18 protein-coding genes are annotated in these 20,147 nt (G+C 69.8%); 8 read left to right on the top strand and 10 right to left on the bottom strand.

What is annotated here, in order from left to right:
- The first annotated feature begins 5 nt into the window (after positions 1-5).
- Both ABZ070_RS24420 and ABZ070_RS24415 read left to right on the top strand, forming a co-directional pair.
- Positions 6-1,562, top strand: a complete 1,557-nt coding sequence (locus tag ABZ070_RS24420; protein ID WP_356637283.1) for a PQQ-binding-like beta-propeller repeat protein — start codon at positions 6-8, stop codon at positions 1,560-1,562.
- A 285-nt stretch (positions 1,563-1,847) separates the two neighbouring features.
- Positions 1,848-2,540, top strand: a complete 693-nt coding sequence (locus ABZ070_RS24415; RefSeq protein ID WP_356637279.1) for a LuxR C-terminal-related transcriptional regulator — start codon at positions 1,848-1,850, stop codon at positions 2,538-2,540.
- A gap of 8 nt (positions 2,541-2,548) precedes the next feature.
- Here ABZ070_RS24415 and ABZ070_RS24410 read toward each other — a convergent pair whose 3' ends face one another.
- Positions 2,549-2,821, bottom strand: coding sequence for a hypothetical protein (locus ABZ070_RS24410; protein ID WP_356637277.1), 273 nt, complete (start codon positions 2,819-2,821; stop codon positions 2,549-2,551).
- A gap of 21 nt (positions 2,822-2,842) precedes the next feature.
- Positions 2,843-4,513, bottom strand: a complete 1,671-nt coding sequence (locus tag ABZ070_RS24405) for a sodium:solute symporter family protein (RefSeq protein WP_356637275.1) — start codon at positions 4,511-4,513, stop codon at positions 2,843-2,845.
- A gap of 230 nt (positions 4,514-4,743) precedes the next feature.
- Here ABZ070_RS24405 and galT point away from each other — a divergent pair, with 230 nt between their 5' ends.
- From galT to ABZ070_RS24385, 4 genes are all read left to right on the top strand, one after another.
- The gene (gene galT / locus ABZ070_RS24400; RefSeq protein ID WP_356637273.1) at positions 4,744-5,784 is read left to right on the top strand and encodes a galactose-1-phosphate uridylyltransferase; all 1,041 of its coding nucleotides are present in this window, start codon (positions 4,744-4,746) and stop codon (positions 5,782-5,784) included.
- Entirely contained in the window at positions 5,785-6,753 is a 969-nt protein-coding gene (gene galE, locus ABZ070_RS24395; RefSeq protein WP_356637271.1) for a UDP-glucose 4-epimerase GalE, read from the top strand.
- Positions 6,750-7,862: a galactokinase gene (gene galK, locus ABZ070_RS24390; RefSeq protein ID WP_356637269.1), complete on the top strand. Its 1,113-nt coding sequence runs from the start codon at positions 6,750-6,752 to the stop codon at positions 7,860-7,862. The genes galE and galK overlap by 4 nt, the downstream gene beginning before the upstream one ends.
- 306 nt (positions 7,863-8,168) lie before the next feature.
- The gene (locus ABZ070_RS24385; RefSeq protein ID WP_356637281.1) at positions 8,169-8,960 is read left to right on the top strand and encodes a response regulator transcription factor; all 792 of its coding nucleotides are present in this window, start codon (positions 8,169-8,171) and stop codon (positions 8,958-8,960) included.
- Here ABZ070_RS24385 and ABZ070_RS24380 read toward each other — a convergent pair.
- Entirely contained in the window at positions 8,919-9,416 is a 498-nt protein-coding gene (locus ABZ070_RS24380) for a MarR family transcriptional regulator (RefSeq protein WP_356637267.1), read from the bottom strand. The genes ABZ070_RS24385 and ABZ070_RS24380 overlap by 42 nt on opposite strands.
- A gap of 132 nt (positions 9,417-9,548) precedes the next feature.
- On the opposite strand from ABZ070_RS24380, the gene ABZ070_RS24375 reads away from it, so the two are divergent.
- Complete coding sequence (locus ABZ070_RS24375) at positions 9,549-10,370, top strand: trans-aconitate 2-methyltransferase (protein ID WP_356637265.1); 822 nt, start codon at positions 9,549-9,551, stop codon at positions 10,368-10,370.
- Positions 10,371-10,474: 104 nt separating this feature from the next.
- Here the strand turns inward: ABZ070_RS24375 and ABZ070_RS24370 are convergent, their stop codons facing one another.
- The 3 genes from ABZ070_RS24370 to ABZ070_RS24360 form a co-directional block, all read right to left on the bottom strand.
- On the bottom strand, positions 10,475-12,190 hold the full coding sequence (locus tag ABZ070_RS24370; RefSeq protein ID WP_356637263.1) for a VCBS repeat-containing protein: 1,716 nt from the start codon (positions 12,188-12,190) through the stop codon (positions 10,475-10,477).
- A gap of 158 nt (positions 12,191-12,348) precedes the next feature.
- Positions 12,349-13,038 carry a TetR/AcrR family transcriptional regulator gene (locus ABZ070_RS24365; RefSeq protein WP_356637261.1) on the bottom strand — a complete coding sequence of 230 codons (690 nt, stop codon included), beginning with the start codon at positions 13,036-13,038 and terminating at the stop codon, positions 12,349-12,351.
- On the bottom strand, positions 13,035-14,054 hold the full coding sequence (locus tag ABZ070_RS24360) for a fatty acid desaturase (protein ID WP_356637259.1): 1,020 nt from the start codon (positions 14,052-14,054) through the stop codon (positions 13,035-13,037). The genes ABZ070_RS24365 and ABZ070_RS24360 overlap by 4 nt, the downstream gene beginning before the upstream one ends.
- 214 nt (positions 14,055-14,268) lie before the next feature.
- On the opposite strand from ABZ070_RS24360, the gene ppc reads away from it, so the two are divergent.
- Entirely contained in the window at positions 14,269-16,998 is a 2,730-nt protein-coding gene (ppc, locus tag ABZ070_RS24355; protein ID WP_356637257.1) for a phosphoenolpyruvate carboxylase, read from the top strand.
- Between the two features lie 51 nt (positions 16,999-17,049).
- Here ppc and ABZ070_RS24350 read toward each other — a convergent pair whose 3' ends face one another.
- The 4 genes from ABZ070_RS24350 to ABZ070_RS24335 form a co-directional block, all read right to left on the bottom strand.
- Positions 17,050-17,730, bottom strand: a complete 681-nt coding sequence (locus ABZ070_RS24350) for a hypothetical protein (RefSeq protein WP_356637255.1) — start codon at positions 17,728-17,730, stop codon at positions 17,050-17,052.
- Between the two features lie 219 nt (positions 17,731-17,949).
- Positions 17,950-18,423, bottom strand: coding sequence for a hypothetical protein (locus tag ABZ070_RS24345; protein WP_356637253.1), 474 nt, complete (start codon positions 18,421-18,423; stop codon positions 17,950-17,952).
- A 197-nt stretch (positions 18,424-18,620) separates the two neighbouring features.
- Entirely contained in the window at positions 18,621-19,214 is a 594-nt protein-coding gene (pth, locus tag ABZ070_RS24340) for an aminoacyl-tRNA hydrolase (RefSeq protein ID WP_356637251.1), read from the bottom strand.
- A gap of 106 nt (positions 19,215-19,320) precedes the next feature.
- Positions 19,321-19,917 (bottom strand): 50S ribosomal protein L25/general stress protein Ctc, encoded by a 597-nt coding sequence (locus ABZ070_RS24335; RefSeq protein ID WP_356637249.1) that lies wholly within the window; start codon positions 19,915-19,917, stop codon positions 19,321-19,323.
- Between the last annotated feature and the right edge of the window lie 230 nt (positions 19,918-20,147).

The following is a 20,147-nucleotide window of genomic DNA, read 5'->3' as shown; positions in this document are numbered from 1 at the left end:
AGAACATCGACGCGACCCGCGACGCCTACGGGATCGGCGGCGTGAAGCCCTCGGACTACCTGGGCCGCGGTCAGGTCAAGGACGGCCAGCAGCAGAACAGGACTCAGCTGCAGATCGTCATCGCGGCGTGTGTCGCCATCGCGCTGATCATCGGCGGCGGCTTCTGGTACTCCTCCAGCGAGGACGGTGGCAAGAGCGACCAGGCCCAGGGCAGTTCGGACGGCAACGGCGGGGACAAGGGCGGCAAGGGCGACTCGCCCAAGGCCGCGCCCGACGGCCCGGGCAAGGAGAAGGCCCCGGCCGACACCGCCTCCCAGGTCGCCTTCCAGCTGCCGCTGCCGGCACGCCTCGACGTGACCGGAGTGCCGGGCTCCTGGGTCACGGACAAGGCCTTCGTCAAGACGAGCGTCAACTCGATCGTCGCGCACGACGTGGCGAAGGGTTCCGTCCTGTGGACCCTGCCGCTGCCGGGCCAGGTCTGTGCCGCCTCGCGTCACGTGACCGACGACAACAAGACGGCGATCGTCTTCGAGGCCAAGAAGCGGGCCAAGGGCGACAAGGGCTACCCGCCGTGCACCGAGGTCGGCGTCATCGAGCTCACCACCGGCAAGCTGCTGTGGAGCAAGTCCGTCACCGGCGACTCCTCGGGTGACGAGAAGGCCCGCTTCGACCAGGTCACCCTCAGCGGCAACACCGTGGCCGCCGGATACCTCAGCGGCAGCGCCGCCTTCGACCTGACCAGCGGGGCCGTCCGGTGGAAGCCCACCGTCGACGCCAACGAGTGCCGCGACATCGGCTACGGAGGTGGCGAGGCGCTGGTCGCGGTGCGCCGGTGCGGTTCGTACGACAACCCGTCGGTGACCATCCAGCCGCTCGACCCCGAGAAGGGCACTCCGCTCTCCACGTTCAAGATGCCTGAAGGCGTCGAGGACGCGCGGATCGTCTCCTCGAACCCGCTGGTCGTCGCCGCCGACGTCGGTGACTCGGGAATGTTCGGCATCTCGGACTTCTTCTCCATCGACGCCAAGACCGGCAAGCTGCTCACCAAGATCGCCATTCCGGGCGACAAGTACCTGGCGAGGTGCTCCGCCAGCGACGGTGTGGAGGGCTGCCAGTTCGTGGTCGTCGGCAACAACCGGCTCTACCTGCCGACGGAGGAGCACGAGGGCACGGGGGAGTCGTACTCGCGTACCAACGAGATCGTCGCCTTCGACCTCGCGACCGGCAAGGCCGTCAGCGGGCGTGCGGACGCCGGCAACGGCTACCACTCGCTGCCGCTGCGCATGGACGGCGGCAACGTCATCGCCTACAAGTGGCCTCCGTACGACAAGGGCGGCCAGGTCGTGAGCATCAACGGCACCACCTTCGAGGAGACCGTGCTGCTGGAGAACCCCTCGGACAAGACGGTGCGGGACGCCGAGACGAGCTTCGTGGAGACCGGCTCCGAGTACCACTTCGCGGGCGGCCGTCTGTTCATCGCGGACGACACCCTGAGCGAGCCCGGCTCCGACAGCGCGAGCTCGACGAAGTACATGGCCATCTCCTTCGGCCCGAAGGGCTGATCGCCCGCCGTACCGCACGCAGAACCGCGGCCCGGTCCATCGCAACAGGCGACGGACCGGGCCGCGGTTCTGTGCACCGGGCCCCCGCGGGCCCTGCACGGCGGATCCGGTGCGACGCACGTGCCTCTGCGTGCAAGTGGCCCCGATTGCCGAGGAATTCGGCATTACGGGCGGCTTCTGCCCTGTTAGGGGCGCGCGATGTCGAACAAGCGTGTAGCTTTCCGGGACCAACGGGGTAGCGGGGAGGGCCGGGGGGCCGGCTCCGGCGCGGGAGGGGGTTGCCCGATGGGCGTACGGCTCATGGTCGTGGACGACCACAGACTGCTCGCCGAGGCGCTGGCCTCTGCCTTGAAGCTGCGCGGCCACCGGGTGCTCGCGGCGGCCGCGCCCGCCGCCGGTGCCGCCGAGCTGGTCATCGCCCGGTCTCCCGAGGTGTGCCTGCTGGGCACGGCGGCCCCGGCGGAGCCCGGCGCGTTCGACCCGATCGTGCGGATCAAGCGGGAGCGGCCTCAGGTGGCGGTGGTGGTGCTGGGGCCCGTGCCCAGTCCCCGGGGGATAGCGGCGGCGTTCGCCGCCGGCGCCTCCGGCTATGTGCGCCACGACGAACGCATCGAGGGTGTCGAGCGCGCGCTGGTGAAGGCGCGGGCGGGGGAGGCGGTCGTGGCGCCGCAACTGCTGCGGGGCGCGTTCGCCGAGCTGCTCAACCCGGCCTCGCAGCCCGACGACGAGGGCCAGCGGCTGCTGCATCTGCTGACCCCGCGCGAGGTCGAGGTGCTGGTGCGGGTCGCGGAGGGCGAGGACACCCGGCTGATCGCGGTCGGCATGGGCATCGCGCCGAGCACGGCCCGTACGCATGTGCAGCGGGTGCTCATGAAACTGGGTGTGGGCTCCCGGTTGGAGGCGGCGGCGCTGGCCGCGCGGACCGGGCTGCTGGACCGGGCGGCGACCGTGTCGCCGCCCGGCACCGTGCAGGAGTAGGGCCGAAGCTACTCGTCGGGCGTCGGCGGCGCGGTGGGGCGCAGCTTGAGCCAGACGAGGAAGAACACGCCGAGGACGAACATGCCGAGGCCGGTCCACAGGTTGATGTTGACGCCCTCCGCCTTCTTCAGGTCCGCGTCGGACGCGAACAGGCCCGCGACGGTGACGATGACGCCGTAGAGCGTGAACAGGCCGCCAATGATGCGCCGGATGTCGAAAAGACGTGCGGCGGTCGCGGACCTGCGCTCCAGCTCGGAGACTTCGCGGTGCAGTTCGGACATGGTTCGGTGCCTCCGATCGGATCAGAAGGAGTAGGGGATGTAACAGGCGGCGGCGAGGACGATCGCGCCCCAGCCCAGGAGTGCGGGCTTGCGGTACCAGGCGTCGTCGCCCTCGGAGGGCGCCTCCTCCATGCCCGGGGAGGTCGTGCCGTACACCAGCCCGGCGAGCTCGGCCTCGGGCTTGGGCGCGGTGAACAGGGTGACGACGACCATCACCACCGCGCCGGCGACGAAGCCGACGATCGCGGAGACGAAGTTGGCGCCCTGCTCGCTCGGGATGTCGATGACGCCCTGCTTGTAGACGACGAAGTAGTTGACCATCGCGGCCGTGGTGCCGGCGAGCAGACCCCAGACGCCGGACTTCATGGAGGCCCGCTTCCAGAACATGCCGATGATGAAGACCACGAACATCGGCACGTTGAAGAAGGAGAACAGGGTCTGCAGGTAGCCCATGATGTTGCTGAAGCTGGAGGCGAGGAACGCGGTGCCGATGGAGCACAGCACGCCGATCGCCGTGATCAGCCGGCCGAAGCGCAGGTAGTACCGGTCGTCGCGGCCCTTCTTCACGTAGCGCGCCCAGATGTCGTACGTGAAGACGGTGTTGAAGGACGAGACGTTGGCCGCCATGCCGGCCATGAAGGCGGCGAGCAGACCCGTCACCGCGATGCCGAGGACGCCGTTGGGCAGCAGTTCCTGCATCAACAGCGGGATGGCGTCGTTGTAGGTGAGGTCGGAGCCGGGGGTGCCGATCTTCGGTACGAGGACGGCGGCGACGAGGCCGGGGATCATCACCAGGAAGACGATGAGCATCTTCGGGTAGGCGGCGATCAGCGGGGTGCGCTTGGCGGCGGAGAGGTTCTTCGCGGACAGGGCGCGCTGCACCTCGGCGAAGTTGGTCGTCCAGTAGCCGAAGGAGAGGACGAAGCCGAGGCCGAGGATGATCGTCAGCCAGTTGGCCCCGAGCGGGTTCGGGTCGCCGATGCCGGTGCCGCCCCAGGCGGTGAGGAAGTTCTCGCCGTGGCTCTGTTCGAGCGACCCGGTCAGTGCGTCCCAGCCGCCGACGCGCTTCAGGCCGAGGATGGTGAGCGGGATGAGCGCGGCGAGGATGACGAAGAACTGCAGGACCTCGTTGTAGATCGCCGAGGACAGGCCGCCGATGGTGATGTACGCGAGGACGAAGAATCCGGCGACGACGATCGACAGCCACTGCGGCCAGCCGAGCAGTGCCTCGACGACGATCGACAGGGCGTACAGGTTGACGCCGGCGATCAGGATCGCGGCGAACGCGAACAGCACCGAGCTCAGCAGATGTGCCGACCTGTCGAACCGCTGGAGCAGGAACTCGGGGACCGAGCGGACCTTGGAGCCGTAGTAGAAGGGCATCATCACGAGGCCCAGGAAGACCATGGCGGGGATGGCGCCGATCCAGTACCAGTGGACGACCGCGACGCCGTACTGCGCGCCCGTGGCGGCCATGCCGAGGATCTCTGTCGCGCCGAGGTTGGCGGCGACGAAGGCGAGACCGGTCACCCAGGCGGGCAGCGAGCGGCCGGACAGGAAGAAGTCGAGGCTGGTCTTCACGCTGGCCCGGGCGGCGAAACCTATGCCCAGCACGACGGCGAAGTAGATCGCCAGGATTGCGTAATCGAGCCCGTTGGTGGGGAGCCGGAGCCCTTCGGCCAGATGTTGCATGAGTACTCGCTTCGTCGCGCGAACTGATCAGACCGGAACCTACGCGCAGATGTTCAGAAACTGAACACTTCTGTTGATGTTCTTTGTTTGATTGTGATGCTCGGAGAGGTGTCTCGTTCTGTTTGCTCCGGTATGACCGGGGAGGCCGGTCCCTGTCGCCCATTGACGGCCCCTGTTGGCTCATGGTTTGTTGTGTTCAGTTCTGTTGGATGGGGTGCAGGGAGCCGCGCGTGAAGAAGACATCGACCCGGCTGGCCGACGGTCGTGAGCTGCTCTACTACGACGCGCGGGACGACGCCGTACGCGACGCGGTCGACCACCGGCCGCTCGATGCCGTCTCCACCACCTCGGAGATCCGCCGCGACCCGCTGCTCGGCGACTGGGTCGCCATCGCCTCGCACCGTCAGGGCCGCACCTACCATCCGCCCGCCGACGAATGCCCGCTCTGCCCCTCGCGTGACGGCCGCCTCAGCGAGATCCCGGCCCCCGACTACGACGTCGTCGTTTTCGAGAACCGCTTCCCCTCCCTCGCGGGTGACTTCGGGCGCTGCGAGGTCGTCTGCTTCACCTCCGACCACGACGCCTCCTTCGCCGACCTCACCGAGGACCAGGCCGGCCTGGTCCTCGAGGCATGGACGGACCGCACCGCGGAACTCGCCGAGCTGCCCGGTGTCGAGCAGGTCTTCTGCTTCGAGAACCGGGGCGCGGAGATCGGCGTCACGCTCGGCCATCCGCACGGGCAGATCTACGCCTACCCCTTCGTGACGCCGCGCACCGACCTGATGCTCCGTTCGCTCGCCGACCACCGCGCTTCGACCGGCCGGAACCTCTTCGACGACGTCGTGGAGCGCGAACGTGCGGCCGCCGTACGGGTGGTGCTGGAGGGCGAGTACTGGATCGCCTTCGTACCGTACGCGGCGCACTGGCCCTACGAGGTGCACCTCCACCCGAAGCGGCGAGTGCCGGACCTGCGGACGCTCGACGACGAGGCGCGTCACGAGTTTCCACAGGTTTATCTGGAACTCTTGAGGCGCTTCGACCGGATCTTCGGCGACGGTGAACCGCCCACGCCCTACATCGCCGCCTGGCACCAGGCGCCGTTCAGGGGCGAGGGCAGGGACGACTTCGGCCTGCATCTCGAGCTTTTCACCATCCGCCGCACGTCCGGCAAGCTGAAGTTCCTCGCCGGTTCAGAATCCGGTATGAGCGTGTTCATCAACGATGTGCCGCCGGAGGCCGCGGCGATGCGACTGCGAGAGGTAGCGAGCTAAGTGAGTAAGAAGTACCTGGTCACAGGCGGTGCGGGATATGTCGGCAGCGTGGTCGCCCAGCATCTCCTGGAGGCCGGTCACCGGGTGACCGTGCTCGACGACCTCTCCACAGGCTTCCCGGAGGCGGTGCCCGCGGGCGCCGAGTTCATCGAGGGGCGCATCCAGGACGCCGCCCGGTGGCTCGACGCCACCTTCGACGGGGTGCTCCACTTCGCGGCCTTCTCACAGGTCGGCGAATCGGTCGCCAAGCCGGAGAAGTACTGGGCGAACAACGTCGGCGGCACGATGGAGCTGCTCTCCGCCATGCGCCTTGCCGGTGTGCGAAGGCTCGTCTTCTCCTCCACGGCCGCCACCTACGGCGAGCCGGTCTCCACCCCCATCACCGAGTCCGACCCGACCGCCCCCACCAGCCCCTACGGTGCCTCGAAGCTCGCCGTGGACCACATGATCACGGGTGAGGCGGCGGCCCACGGGCTCGCGGCGGTGTCCCTGCGCTACTTCAACGTGGCCGGCGCCTACGGCGAGTCCGGCGAGCGGCACGACCCCGAGTCGCACCTCATCCCGCTGGTCCTCCAAGTGGCCCTCGGCAGGCGCGAGTCCATTTCCGTGTTCGGCGACGACTACCCCACGCCGGACGGCACCTGCATCCGCGACTACATCCATGTCGCGGACCTGGCGGAAGCCCACCTCCTCGCCCTCGACGCCGCCACCACGGGCGAGCACCTGATCTGCAACCTCGGAAACGGCAACGGCTTCTCCGTGCGCGAGGTCATCGAGACCGCGCGCAAGGTCACCGGCCACCCGGTACCCGAGGTCGTCGCAGAGCGCCGGGGCGGCGACCCCGCCGTCCTGGTCGCCTCCGCGGCAGCCGCGCAGGAGCGCCTGGGCTGGAAGCCGAGCCGCGCGGACCTGGCCGGCATCGTGTCGGACGCCTGGGCATTCGCCCGCAGGAGGGAGAACGCGTCATGAGCCGCACGGGCGAAGGTGTGTGGGCGGCACCCGGCAGGGTGAATCTGATCGGTGAACACACCGACTACAACGACGGCTTCGTGATGCCCTTCGCGCTGCCGCACATCACGGTGGCGACCGTCTCCCGGCGCGACGACGGGGTGCTGCGGCTCACCTCCGCGGACGTCGCCGGCGGCGCGGTCGAACTGCGTGTCGACGACCTCGCGCCCAGTCGCCCCGGCGGCTGGACCGACTATCCGGCAGGCGTCGTCTGGGCGCTCCGCGACGCCGGCCACGCGGTCGGCGGTGCCGACATCCACTTCGAGTCGACCGTGCCCACCGGCGCGGGGCTGTCCTCGTCCGCCGCGATCGAGGTCGCCACCGCCCTCGCGCTGAACGACCTGTACGAACTGGGCCTGGAGCGGTGGCGCATGGCCCGTCTGTGCCAGCGCGCGGAGAACGTCTACGTGGGCGCCCCGACCGGGATCATGGACCAGACGGCCTCCGCCTGCTGCACCGAGGGCCACGCCCTGCACCTGGACACCCGGGACCTCTCCCAGCGCCAGGTCCCCCTCGACCTGGCGGCACACGGCCTCGAACTCCTCGTCGTCGACACACGCGTCAAGCACACCCACAGCGACGGTGAGTACGGCAAGCGACGTGCCGGCTGCGAGGCGGGCGCCGCGGCGCTCGGGGTGGACGCACTGCGGGACGTCCCCTACGACGGGCTCGAGCAGGCCCTCGGCCGCATCGACGACCACGAGGTCCGTGCGCTGGTCCGGCACATCGTCTCCGAGAACCACCGGGTGGAGCGGGTCATCGCCCACCTGGAGGCGGGCGAGGTCCGCGCGATCGGCCCGGTGCTCACCGAGGGGCACGCCTCTCTGCGCGACGACTTCAAGATCTCGTGCCGGGAGCTGGACCTGGTCGTGGACACGGCGCTGGCGGGGGGTGCGCTCGGGGCGCGGATGACGGGCGGCGGTTTCGGCGGCTCCGCGATCGTGCTGACGGAGACCTCGGCGGCGCCGACGGTGACGAAGTCGGTCCTGGAAGCCTTCGAGGCGTCCTCGTTCGAGCAGCCGCGCGTCTTCACGGCGACGCCGTCCGCGGGCGCGAGGCGGCTGTCCTGAGCGCGGCCCCACGGGGTGGCTCGTACGACTTTTGCTGTCGACTTCCGTCTCCATCCGGAACACGCGTCACACCCTGAACGGCGACGGCGATCAGTTCTGCAAATCACCTTCCGCCACCGCCCGTCGTCCGTACTCTGAAGCACAGCACCGGTGGGGGCCGGTGTTGATCAGGGGGCGAAACAGCCGGGTACGGCACCCGGGGCGGGGGTATCAGTCACAGCACGGCGGCGGCCGGGCGATGAGCTGCACCACCGTCCCTCGGGCGCCGTACCCGTGCCGGTTCCTCCTCCGACACTGGGGGTGTCTGTGGTTCGTATCCGGGTCCTGGTGGTGGACGACCACCGAATCTTCGCCGAGTCGCTCGCCGCGGCCCTCGCCGCCGAGCCCGACGTCGAAGTGGCCGCTGCCGGCAGCGGCCCCGCCGCGCTGCGCTGTCTGGAGCGGGCCGCGGCCGAGGGCCGCAGGTTCGACGTGATGCTCGTCGACGCGGATCTGGGTGTCGCCTCCGCCGTTCCCCCGCCCAGGGGCATGGCGGTCGCCCGTGCCGTGCACGAGGGCGGCGAGGAGGGTCTGGTGGACGGGATCTCCCTGGTGGCGGGCGTGCGTTCGCACCAGCCGGCCGTGCGCTCCGTCGTGCTCGCCCAGAAGGACGACGTCCGCCGGGCCGCACTGGCCCTCCAGGCCGGCGCCTCGGGCTGGGTCGCCAAGGACTGCTCGCTGCAGCGGCTGCTCGCGGTGATCCGCGGCGTGCTGCGCGACGAGACCCATCTGGCGCCGGCACTTCTCACCGGTGTGCTGCGGGAGATGACCGCGGCACGCAAGCACCGCACGGACAGCGAGCGGCTGGTGGAGTCGCTGACCCCGCGCGAGCAGGAGGTACTGCGCTGCATGGTCGCGGGCCTGGGGCGCAAAGCCGTCGCCGAGCGCCTCTTCCTGTCCCCGCACACCGTCCGGACGCATATGCAGAACGTGCTGGGCAAGCTGGGCGTCCACTCCACCCTCGCCGCGGTGGCGCTGGCCCGACGGGCGGGTGTGGGGCCGGCCGACCTGGGTGAGCTAGCCGGGGACGTTGTCGAACGGGGCGGTCAACTGGCGTAGCAGCCCGGCCAGTTCCGCGCGCTGGGCGCGGGACAGCTGGGAGAGGATCGCGCGTTCCTGGGCGAGCAGCCCGGCCAGCGCCTGGTCGGCCCGGTCGCGTCCTTCCGGGGTCAGCCGCACCAGCACACCGCGTCGGTCGCTGGGGTCGGGCAGCCGCTCGACCAGGTTCTTCTTGGCGAGCCGGTCGATGCGGTTGGTCATCGTGCCCGAGGTGACGAGGGTCTGGGTGAGCAGCTGGCCGGGGGAGAGCTGATACGGCGCGCCCGCCCGGCGCAGCGAGGTGAGCACGTCGAACTCCCACGGCTCGAGCTGATGCTCGGCGAAAGCGAGGCGCCGGGCGCGGTCGAGATGGCGGGCGAGCCTGGAGACGCGGCTGAGCACCTCGAGCGGTTCCACGTCGAGGTCCGGGCGCTCTCGGCGCCATGCTGCGACCAGTCGATCGACCTCGTCCTCCATGTCGATCAGTGTAGAGGGTCTGTCGACGTGAAGTCTCTTGACGTCAAGATATATTCTGCTTGACTATTGGGCATGGTCGGGCCGGAACCCTGTTCCGTTTCGGCACTCCGTTCCTGCGAGGGGGACTCGAACATGCATTCCGCACCCACATGGGACCCACAGCAGTACCTGCGCCACGCCGGGCACCGCACCCGTCCTTTTCTGGACATGCTCGTCCGAATACCCACTCTGCCGTCGGGTCGGCGTCCCGCCCGCATCGCCGATCTCGGCTGCGGACCCGGCAATGTGACCGTGCTGCTCGCCGACCGCTGGCCCGACGCCCACATCACCGGTTTTGATCTCTCGCCCGAGATGCTCGCCCAGGCCGAGAAGGACCACGCGGGCACCACGGCGGGCGGCGGCTGGCTGGACTTCCGGCCCGCGGACGCGGCGCACTGGGCCCCGGAGGAGCCGTACGACCTGATCGTCTCGAATGCCGCCCTGCAGTGGGTGCCGAACCACCCCGAGTCCTTCGCCGGCTGGATCGACGGCCTCGCCCCCGGAGGAACGTTCGCCTTCCAGGTCCCCGGCAACTTCACCGCGCCCAGCCACGCCATCCTCGGCGAGCTCTGCGACACCCCGCAGTGGCGGGACCGCCTCGGTGACCACGGCCGGCGCTACGTCCACATCCTCGAGCCGGCCGACTACCTCACCCGGCTCGCCGACCTCGGCTGCGACGCCGACGCCTGGGAGACCACGTACTTCCAGCTGCTGGGGGGCGAGGACCCGGTACTGGACTGGGTGAAGGGCACCGCGCTGCGGCCCGTGCTCACGGAGCTCGCCGCCGACCCGGACGCGCAGGCCGAGTTCCTCGGGCAGTACCGGGACCTGCTCCGCAAGGCGTACCCGCCCGGTCCCCACGGCACGGTGTTCCCGTTCCGCCGGATCTTCGCCGTCGCGCGCAAGCTGTCCTGAAGAGGGGTAGGGCGCCCCGTACGCGGTTCTCACCGCGCGCGGGACGCCCTTCGTCACTCGTGACCGCTCAGCCCGGCCGCAACCGGTCAGGCCGAACGCGGCGATCAGTACAGGCCGTTGTAGGTGTTCCAGCCCGTGCCGATCTTGACCTTGGAGTTGAACCCGCCCTTGCCGTTGGCGTCGTAGCGGTACAGCACACCGTCGCCGTTGCGGACGAGCAGGTCGCCGCGGCCGTCGCCGTTGAGGTCGCCCGGGGACACGAACTTGTTGTACTGGTTCCAGCCGCTGCCGATCAGCTTCTTCGCCTTGAAGGGCGCGGAGGCGACGCCGGTACCCGCGTACAGGTACAGGTTGCCGTCCTTGGCGCGGGCGAGGATGTCGGAGCGGCCGTCGCCGTCGATGTCACCGGCGCCGGTGAGGGCGCTGAACTGGCCCCATCCGGTGCCGACCTTCTGCCGGGTGGCGAACGCCGAGCCGTTGCCGTTGCCGCGGTACAGCCACAGCACGCCGGCGCTGTCCCGGGCGAGCAGGTCGCCCTTGCCGTCGCCGGACAGGTCGCCCGGGCCGACCAGGGTGTTGTAGACGCCCCAGCCGGTGCCGATGATGCCGTCGCCGGTGAAGTCGTTGTAGTTGAACAGCGTGCCCTCGAAGACCTCGAGGAGGTCGGCGAAGCCGTCGTCGTCGAAGGAGGAGGTCAGCGCCAGCTTGGCGGAGCCCCAGCCGTCGTTGATCCGCGACCGCGGGCTGAGCGTGCCGTTGTTCTGCACGCCGTAGCCGTACATGACGCCGCTCTTGTCGACGCCGAGTACCTCGCTCTTGCCCCACGCCGGGATGTTGCCGGCGCCGTTGAACTGGGAGACGTAGTTCCAGCCCGAACCGCCCTGCTCCCTCGGCTTGAAGGCGCCCGTGCCGGTGGACTCGTACAGGTACAGGACGCCGGAGGTGCTGCGGGCGACCAGGTCGCCGAGGCCGTCGCCGCTCAGGTCGTCCCAGCTGAAGAGCTGATTGTACTGGCCCCAGCCGCTGCCGACCTCGACCCGGGACTTGAAGGGCCGGCTCGGCTCGCCGGTGCCGGAGTAGAAGTACAGGACGCCGGCGGTGTTACGGGCGAACAGGTCCGCGATCGCGTCGCCGTTCACGTCGTTGACGCCGGCGAGCTGGTCGAACTGCCCCCAGCCCGAGCCGACCTTCACCTTGGCCGCGAACGGCTCGGCGGCCGTGCCGCCCTTGCTGCGGTAGAGGTACAGGTCGCCGGCGGGGGTGCGGGCGAGCACGTCGCCCACGCCGTCGCCGGTCAGGTCGCCGGGCGAGAACACCTTGTTGAACTGCTGCCAGCCGGTGCCGGACCACACCAGCTCCGCGCCGAACTCGCCGCTGCTGTACGACGAGAGCCTGCCGGTCTCGGAGAGCGTGAAGTGCGTCGGGCGGTCCGGGTTCGCCGTGTCCAGACCGGCGATGGAGAACGCGTCCTTGTACGTCTCGGTGCTGGTCCCGAGCGGGTACGCGTAGGTCTCCGGGCTGTTGGTCGGAGAGAGGTAGTACTGACCGTCCCAGGCGCGGTGCAGCAGGTCGCTGGCCCCGTCGCCGTCGACGTCGCTGCGCGGACGGGCGACGGCGATCGCCGCGCCGAAGGACGGGTCCGCCTGCTCGGCGGCACGCTTGTCGCCCGAGCGGAGATGCGGAAGCGACGGCTTCTGCAGGTCCTCCACGCTCGGAACGGCGCGCTTGACGGGTGCGTGCGGCGCCGGGACGTCGTCCGCCTGAGCCGGCACGGCCGCGATCAGCATGCCCGCCGACACGGCCAGAGCGGTGCAGGTCACGACACGCCGTCTGCGACGAGCGACCGCAGGACGACCGGAATCCACTGAAGTCAAAGCCCCCCCTGGGGAAAAGTTGTGAGTTCAACCTCGTAAGGAGAACGAGGGAAAGCACAGACCTAGACCATCAGGAGGGGGCGATGGATGTACGGGAATCGCACTCAGTTCTTGCGGTGTCCTATGAGCCGAGGCTTCTGCTCCAGGCGGTCGAGCCCGTGCCAGGCCAGATTCACCAGATGGGCCGCGACCTCCGCCTTCTTGGGGCGGCGCGTCTCGAGCCACCACTGGCCCGTCAGAGCCACCATGCCGACCAGCGCCTGCGCGTACAGCGGGGCGAGTTTGGGGTCGAAGCCGCGGTTCTTGAACTCCATCCCGAGGATGTCCTCGACCTGCGTGGCGATGTCGCTGATCAGGGAGGCGAACGTGCCCGTCGACTGGGCCACCGGCGAGTCGCGCACCAGGATGCGGAATCCGTCCGTGTACGCCTCGATGTAGTCCAGCAGCGCGAAGGCCGCCTGCTCCAGCAGCTCACGCGGATGCCCCGCGGTCAGTGCCCCCGTCACCATGTCGAGCAGCTGGCGCATCTCACGGTCCACGACGACGGCGTACAGCCCCTCCTTGCCTCCGAAGTGCTCGTACACCACCGGCTTCGAGACACCCGCCTTGGCCGCGATCTCCTCCACGGAGGTGCCCTCGAAGCCCTTCTCCGCGAAGAGGGCGCGACCGATGTCCAACAACTGCTCCCGGCGCTCGGCGCCGGTCATGCGCACGCGTCGGGCGCGCCTGCCGCCCGACGCCCTGGTCTTGTCCGAGCTGCCGATACTTCCGTCACTGGCCACGACGTCAATCATGCCGCGTTTACGGGGTCGCCCTTGCGGCGGGTTTCGTCACCGGACCCGGAAGCGGCTTCGGCACGGCGGGCCTCGATGCGGGACTTCTGCGGCCATCGCACGTCGTAGGCCCATCCCAGCTGCTCGAACCAGCGGATCAGCCGGGCACTGGAGTCGAGCTGCCCGCGCAGCACACCGTGCCGGGCGCTCGTCGGGTCGGCGTGGTGCAGGTTGTGCCAGGACTCGCCGCACGACAGCACCGCCAGCCACCACACGTTCCCCGAGCGGTCACGCGACTTGAACGGACGCTTGCCGACCGCGTGGCAGATGGAGTTGATCGACCAGGTCACATGGTGCAGCAGCGCCACGCGGACCAGGGAACCCCAGAAGAAGGCGGTGAACGCGCCCCACCACGACATCGTCACCAGACCGCCGACCAGCGGGGGGATCGCCAGCGACAGGATCGTCCAGTAGATGAAGTCCCGGGAGATCCGGCGAAGGGCCGGGTCCTTGATCAGATCCGGTGCGTACTTGTGCTGCGGGGTCTGCTCCTCGTCGAACATCCAGCCGATGTGGGCCCACCACAGCCCCTTCATCAGCGCCGGCACGGTCTCGCCGAACCGCCACGGCGAGTGCGGGTCGCCCTCCGCGTCGGAGAACTTGTGGTGCTTGCGGTGGTCGGCGACCCAGCGCACGAGAGGGCCCTCGACCGCGAGCGACCCCATGATCGCCAGTGCGATGCGCAGCGGCCGCTTCGCCTTGAAGGAACCATGGGTGAAGTAGCGGTGGAAGCCGATCGTGATGCCGTGGCAGCCGATGTAGTACATGGCCACCAGCAGCCCCAGATCCAGCCAGCTCACTCCCCAGCCCCAGGCCAGCGGCACGGCGGCCAGCAGGGCCAGGAACGGCACCGTGATGAAGAGCAGCAGTGTGATCTGCTCGATCGACCGCTTGCTGTCGCCGCCGCGGGTGGCGGAGGGCAGCTCGGACTCGGCTGATTTGGGGACATCGTCCAGCAGGTCGGGACTTGTGGTCATGAGGGTTCCCTGGGGGTGGGGAGAGGGGACGGATGCCTGGCTACGGTGCCGTAACCTACGGCGACGTAAGTATGGCAGTGCCAGGCGGCGCGGCAAGAGACCTGCGGACAACGCCTCGGAAACGGACACCTATCCTGGGTGACGTCGGACAGCGCGGTCCGCAAGCCTCCAGTACCCCTCCAGACGTGCTCAAACACTGCAAGGAGCCGCACCTGTGAGCAGTGCCGACCAGACCCCCACCGCCAGTGCAGAACTGCGTGCCGACATCCGCCGACTGGGCGATCTTCTGGGCGAGACCCTCGTCCGCCAGGAGGGCCCGGAGCTCCTCGACCTCGTCGAGCGGGTCCGAGCCCTGACACGCACCGACGGTGAGGCCGCCGCCGAGCTGCTCGGCGACACCGACCTGGAGACCGCTGCCAAGCTGGTACGCGCCTTCTCCACCTACTTCCACCTCGCCAACGTCACCGAGCAGGTGCACCGAGGCCACGAAATGCGCGAGAAGCGCGCCGCGGAGGGCGGTCTGCTCTCCCGCACCGCCGACCGCCTGAAGGACGCGGACCCGCAGCACCTGCGCGAGACCGTGAAGAACCTGAACGTACGGCCCGTCTTCACCGCTCACCCGACCGAGGCCGCCCGGCGCTCGGTGCTCAACAAGCTCCGCCGCATCGCCGAGCTGCTGGAGAGCCCGGTCAACCAGGCCGACCGGCGCCGTCACGACCTGCGGCTCGCCGAACACATCGACCTCATCTGGCAGACCGACGAGTTGCGGGTCGTCCGCCCCGAGCCCGCCGACGAGGCCCGCAACGCGATCTACTACCTCGACGAGCTGCACGCCGGAGCCGTGGGCGACGTCCTCGAGGACCTCGCCGCCGAACTGGAACGCGTCGGCGTCGAACTGCCCCCGGGCACCCGGCCGCTCACCTTCGGCACCTGGATCGGCGGCGACCGCGACGGCAACCCGAACGTCACCCCCGCCGTCACCTGGGACGTCCTGATCCTCCAGCACGAGCACGGGATCACCGACGCCATCGAGGTCATCGACTACCTCCGCGGGCTGCTGTCGAACTCCATCCGCTACGCCGGGGCCACCGACGAGCTGCTCGCCTCCCTGCAGACCGACCTCGAGCGGCTGCCCGAGATCAGCCCCCGCTACAAGCGGCTCAACGCGGAGGAGCCCTACCGGCTCAAGGCGACCTGCATCCGCCAGAAGCTCGTCAACACTCGCGAGCGCCTCGCGAAGGGCACCCCGCACGAGGAAGGCCGCGACTACCTCGGCACCGCCGAGCTGATCGCGGACCTCACCCTCGTCCAGACCTCGCTGCGCGCGCACCGTGGCGGGCTCTTCGCCGACGGCCGGATGGACCGGGTCATCCGCACCCTGTCCGCCTTCGGCCTCCAACTCGCCACCATGGACGTACGCGAGCACGCCGACGCGCACCACCACGCCCTCGGGCAGCTCTTCGACCGGCTCGGCGAGGAGTCCTGGAGGTACGCGGACATGCCGCGCGACTACCGGCAGAAGCTCCTCGCCAAGGAACTGCGCTCCCGCCGGCCCCTCGCCCCGACCCCGGCTCCGCTGGACGCCGCGGGCCAGAAGACCCTCGGCGTCTTCCACACCGTGAAGGAAGCCTTCGAACGGTTCGGGCCCGAGGTCATCGAGTCGTACATCATCTCGATGTGCCAGGGCGCCGACGACGTCTTCGCCGCCGCCGTCCTCGCCCGCGAGGCCGGACTGATCGATCTGCACGCCGGCTGGGCCAAGATCGGCATCGTGCCGCTGCTGGAGACCACCGACGAGCTCAAGGCCGCCGACGTCATCCTCGAGGGCATGCTCGCCGACCCCTCCTACCGCCGCCTCGTCTCGCTGCGCGGCGACGTCCAGGAGGTCATGCTCGGCTATTCGGACTCCTCGAAGTTCGGCGGCATCACCACCTCCCAGTGGGAGATCCACCGCGCCCAGCGCAGGCTGCGCGACGTCGCGCACCGCCACGGCGTACGGCTGCGGCTCTTCCACGGCCGTGGCGGCACCGTCGGCCGCGGCGGCGGCCCCTCCCACGACGCGATCCTCGCCCAGCCCTGGGGCACCCTGGAGGGCGAGATCAAGGTGACCGAGCAGGGCGAGGTCATCTCCGACAAGTACCTGATCCCTTCCCTCGCCAGGGAGAACCTCGAGCTGACGGTCGCCGCCACGCTCCAGGCCTCCGCCCTGCACACCGCGCCCCGCCAGTCCGACGAGGCGCTCGCGCGCTGGGACGCGGCCATGGACACCGTCTCCGACGCCGCGCACGCCGCGTACCGCAGGCTCGTCGAGGACCCGGACCTGCCCGCGTACTTCTTCGCCGCCACCCCCGTCGACCAGCTCGCCGAGCTGCACCTCGGCTCACGGCCCTCGCGCCGCCCCGACTCGGGCGCGGGCCTGGACGGTCTGCGGGCCATCCCGTGGGTGTTCGGCTGGACGCAGTCGCGGCAGATCGTGCCCGGCTGGTTCGGTGTCGGCTCCGGCCTCAAGGCGCTGCGCGAGGCCGGTCTCGACACCGTCCTCGAGGAGATGCACGAGCAGTGGCACTTCTTCCGCAACTTCATCGCCAACGTCGAGATGACCCTGGCGAAGACGGATCTGCGGATCGCCCGCCACTACGTCGACACGCTGGTGCCCGACCACCTGGGGCATGTCTTCGACTCCATCGAGGCGGAGCACGCGCTCACCGTCAGCGAGGTGCTGAAGGTGACCGGCAACGACGAACTGCTCGGCTCCAACCCGGTGCTCCAGCAGACGTTCTCCATCCGTGACGCCTACCTGGACCCCATCTCCTACCTCCAGGTCGCGCTCCTCAAGCGCCAGCGCGACGCGGCCGAGCGCGGCGAGGAGGCGGACCCGCTGCTGGCCCGCGCCCTGCTGCTGACCGTCAACGGCGTCGCGGCCGGTCTGCGCAACACCGGCTGACACGACGACATGAGGGTGCCCCCACCGGACTCCGGTGGGGGCACCGTCGTTTCAGTGACGCCGTGCCGTGCGGCGCCGGGTCAGCAGATAGCCGCCTACGGCGACCAGGGCCGCGGCGGCCGCCCCGAGCACGCCGAGCGGCGCGCCGTTGCCGGTCTCCGCCAGGTCGCCGGAGGCGCCGCCGGACGGCGCGGGGCTCTGGGCGGCGGGCTCGGAGGCGGCCGGGCTCGAGGACCCGTCCTGTGCCGGGGCGGTCGGCGTGCCGGTCTGCTCGCCGGGCGCCCCGGGCGTGGCGGACGGCTTGTCGGACGGCGCCGGCTGCTCGTCCTCGCAGTCGGTCTTGAAGACCTTGTGCTTGGCACGGCCGTTCTCGCCGTCGAAGTTCCAGAACAGCTTGTACTGCCCGTCGGGCAGGGTCATGTCCTCGGTGCGCTCATGGCCTTCGGCGTCGAGGGTGAGCGAACCGGACTTGACCGCCACTCCCTTGTCGACGTCGTTGTTCGCCCAGGCCTCGATGTGCCAGTCCACCTGCTGACCGGCGTCGAAGTTGAAGGCGTCGAGGTAGAACGAGCACACCTTCGGCTCGTTCTTGCGGAGTTCTTCACCGGTCGTCGCATCGTGAATCTTCACGGTGCCGTTGTCGCCCGGCGGGGTGGCCGACGCGGTGGGGGCGGCCGTCAGCGAGAGCGCTGCGGCGGCCACCAGGGCGCCGGAAAAGGTGCGGGTGCGCATGGGCAGTCCATCGTGTGAGAGGGGAGATGCCGTGGGGGGCGGCTCAGCGTCCTGTGAACGCACGGGCCGGTCAAGACAGTGCGCGCCTCATCCGCACCAAGAGTCCGCGGTGGTCCGGATAGTCCTGATAACGATCAGGTGAATGCATCATTCCGCTCGGGGGATTTCGGGCTCGCCGGCCTTCGCGACCCCGACACCCGCGCAGCGCGGGCGACCGTCTCACAGTGCCAGGAAGGACGCCGTCAGCAACGCTCCGCCCACGAACGCCGTGCCCCACGCGAGCCGCGTCAGCCGCAGGCCGCCGCCGATCACCAGGGCCGCCAGCAGCAGCGCCCCGCCCAGCGGCAGCCAGGCGTGCAGACCGCCCGCGGGCCCGGTGCGTACGGCCTCGGCCGTGCCCGGCTTGAGGACGACGGCCAGCGTCTGGCCCTTCCGTACGGCGACCGTCTTCTCGATCGTCACGTCGGCGCGGTCCCGTGCCGGCGCCGTCGGGGCGTACGGACCTGTGCACACGTTCTCGTCGCAACGGGCGACGGTGAGGGTGCCGTGCTCGCGGCCCTTGGACAGCAGGATGTGCTGTGCGGTGCCCCAGGAGGACCAGAATCCGGCGAGCAGCAGCAACAGGGCGACGAGCGCCGTCGCCGCGTTACGTGCGTGGACCAACATCCGGCCGGAGGAGTTCCGCTTCTTCATGGGGCGCGATCCTTGGCCATGGGGCTACGCCAGGTCAACCTCGGCCGTCGGGGACCGCGCTTCGGCAGCCTTCGCTCCGCTCACCGGCCGGCGAGCAGCGCGACGATCGCCGTGCAACGCGACGGTGGCCGACTCGTGGTCTCAGGGCGGGCGTTGGGCCGCAAGTGCCACGTCGGCGCTGCGGAACCGCGCACCTGCTACGAGTTGTACGTGCCCTGCGCCCGCTCGAGGCCGTCGATCACCAGGCACTCCACCGCGTCCGCCGCGCGGTCCACGAAATAGTCCAGTTCCTTGCGTTCCGCCGAGGAGAAGTCCTTCAGCACGAAGTCCGCGACCTGCATACGGCCGGGCGGGCGGCCGATGCCGAAGCGCACCCGGTGGTAGTCGCAACCCATGGCCTTCGTCATGGACTTCAGGCCGTTGTGCCCGTTGTCCCCGCCCCCGAGCTTGAGCCGCAGGGTGCCGTAGTCGATGTCCAACTCGTCGTGGACGGCGACGATGTTCTCCGTCGGCACCTTGTAGAAGTCCCGCAGCGCCGTCACCGGACCGCCGGACAGGTTCATGTACGACATCGGCTTGGCGATCACCACCCGCCGGTTCGAGGGACCCGGAGCCCCGATCCTGCCCTCCAGCACCTGCGCCTGCGTCTTCTGGGCGCGCTTGAAGGAGCCGCCGATGCGGTCCGCCAGCAGGTCGGCCACCATGAAACCGACATTGTGACGGTTCGCCGCGTACCCGGGTCCGGGGTTGCCGAGGCCCACGATCAGCCAGGGCGCGTTCGTGTCGGACATCTGCGGTGCGTCTCCTCGTGAGGACGGCCGTGAACAGGGGGACGGGGTGGCGGGCCGCAGCCCGCCACCCCGTCGTAAGTCGTCAAGCTCAAGCAGAGCTTACGGCTCAGGCCTCGGCGGCCTCTTCACCCTCGCCCTCGGCGCCCTCGCCCGCCGGCTCCTCGGCCTGCGCGGCCAGGACCTGGAGGACGACGGTGTCGTCCTCGACCGTCAGCGTGGTGCCCTTGGGCAGGGTGATGTCCTTGGCCAGGACCGAGTCGCCGGCGGACAGGCCCTCGATGGAGACCGAGACGGACTCGGGGATGTGGGTGGCTTCGGCCTCGACCGGCAGGGCGTTCAGCACGTGCTCGACCAGGAAGGCGCCCGGCGCCAGGTCACCCTCGGTCTGGACCGGGATGTCGACGCTGACCTTCTCGCCGCGCTTCACGAGCAGCAGGTCGACGTGCTCCAGGAAGCCCTTCAGCGGGTCGCGCTGCACGGCCTTCGGGATGGCCAGCTCGTTCTTGCCACCGAGGTCCAGGGAGATCAGGACGTTCGGGGTGCGCAGGGCGAGCAGCAGCTCGTGGCCCGGCAGCGTGACGTGGACCGGGTCGGTGCCGTGGCCGTAGAGAACGCCGGGAACCTTGTTCTCACGGCGGACGCGGCGGGCGGCGCCCTTGCCGAACTCGGAACGGAGCTCTGCGGTGAGCTTCACCTCGGACATGTGCACTCCTCGTATTGAGCAGAAAGCTGGTGGCGGTCACCCGGCCACGACAGGCCTGCTACGAAGAGCGCGTCGATAACGGACCGCCGCGTCCCACAGGACACGGCCTCCCTCGCCGAGCAACTTGCACAGTCTACCCAGCGCCCGCCCGGGCCCAAAATGGATCACCGGACGCGGAAGCGATACGGGGGGCAGCTCCACGTTGAGGGCCTGCACGCGTAGATGCTCGT

Origin of the sequence: Streptomyces sp. NPDC006283 (assembly GCF_040613325.1) — a bacterium.
Lineage (GTDB): Bacteria > Actinomycetota > Actinomycetes > Streptomycetales > Streptomycetaceae > Streptomyces.
Note: the sequence above shows the minus strand (reverse complement) of the source record. Positions and strands in the feature narration are given on the sequence as shown.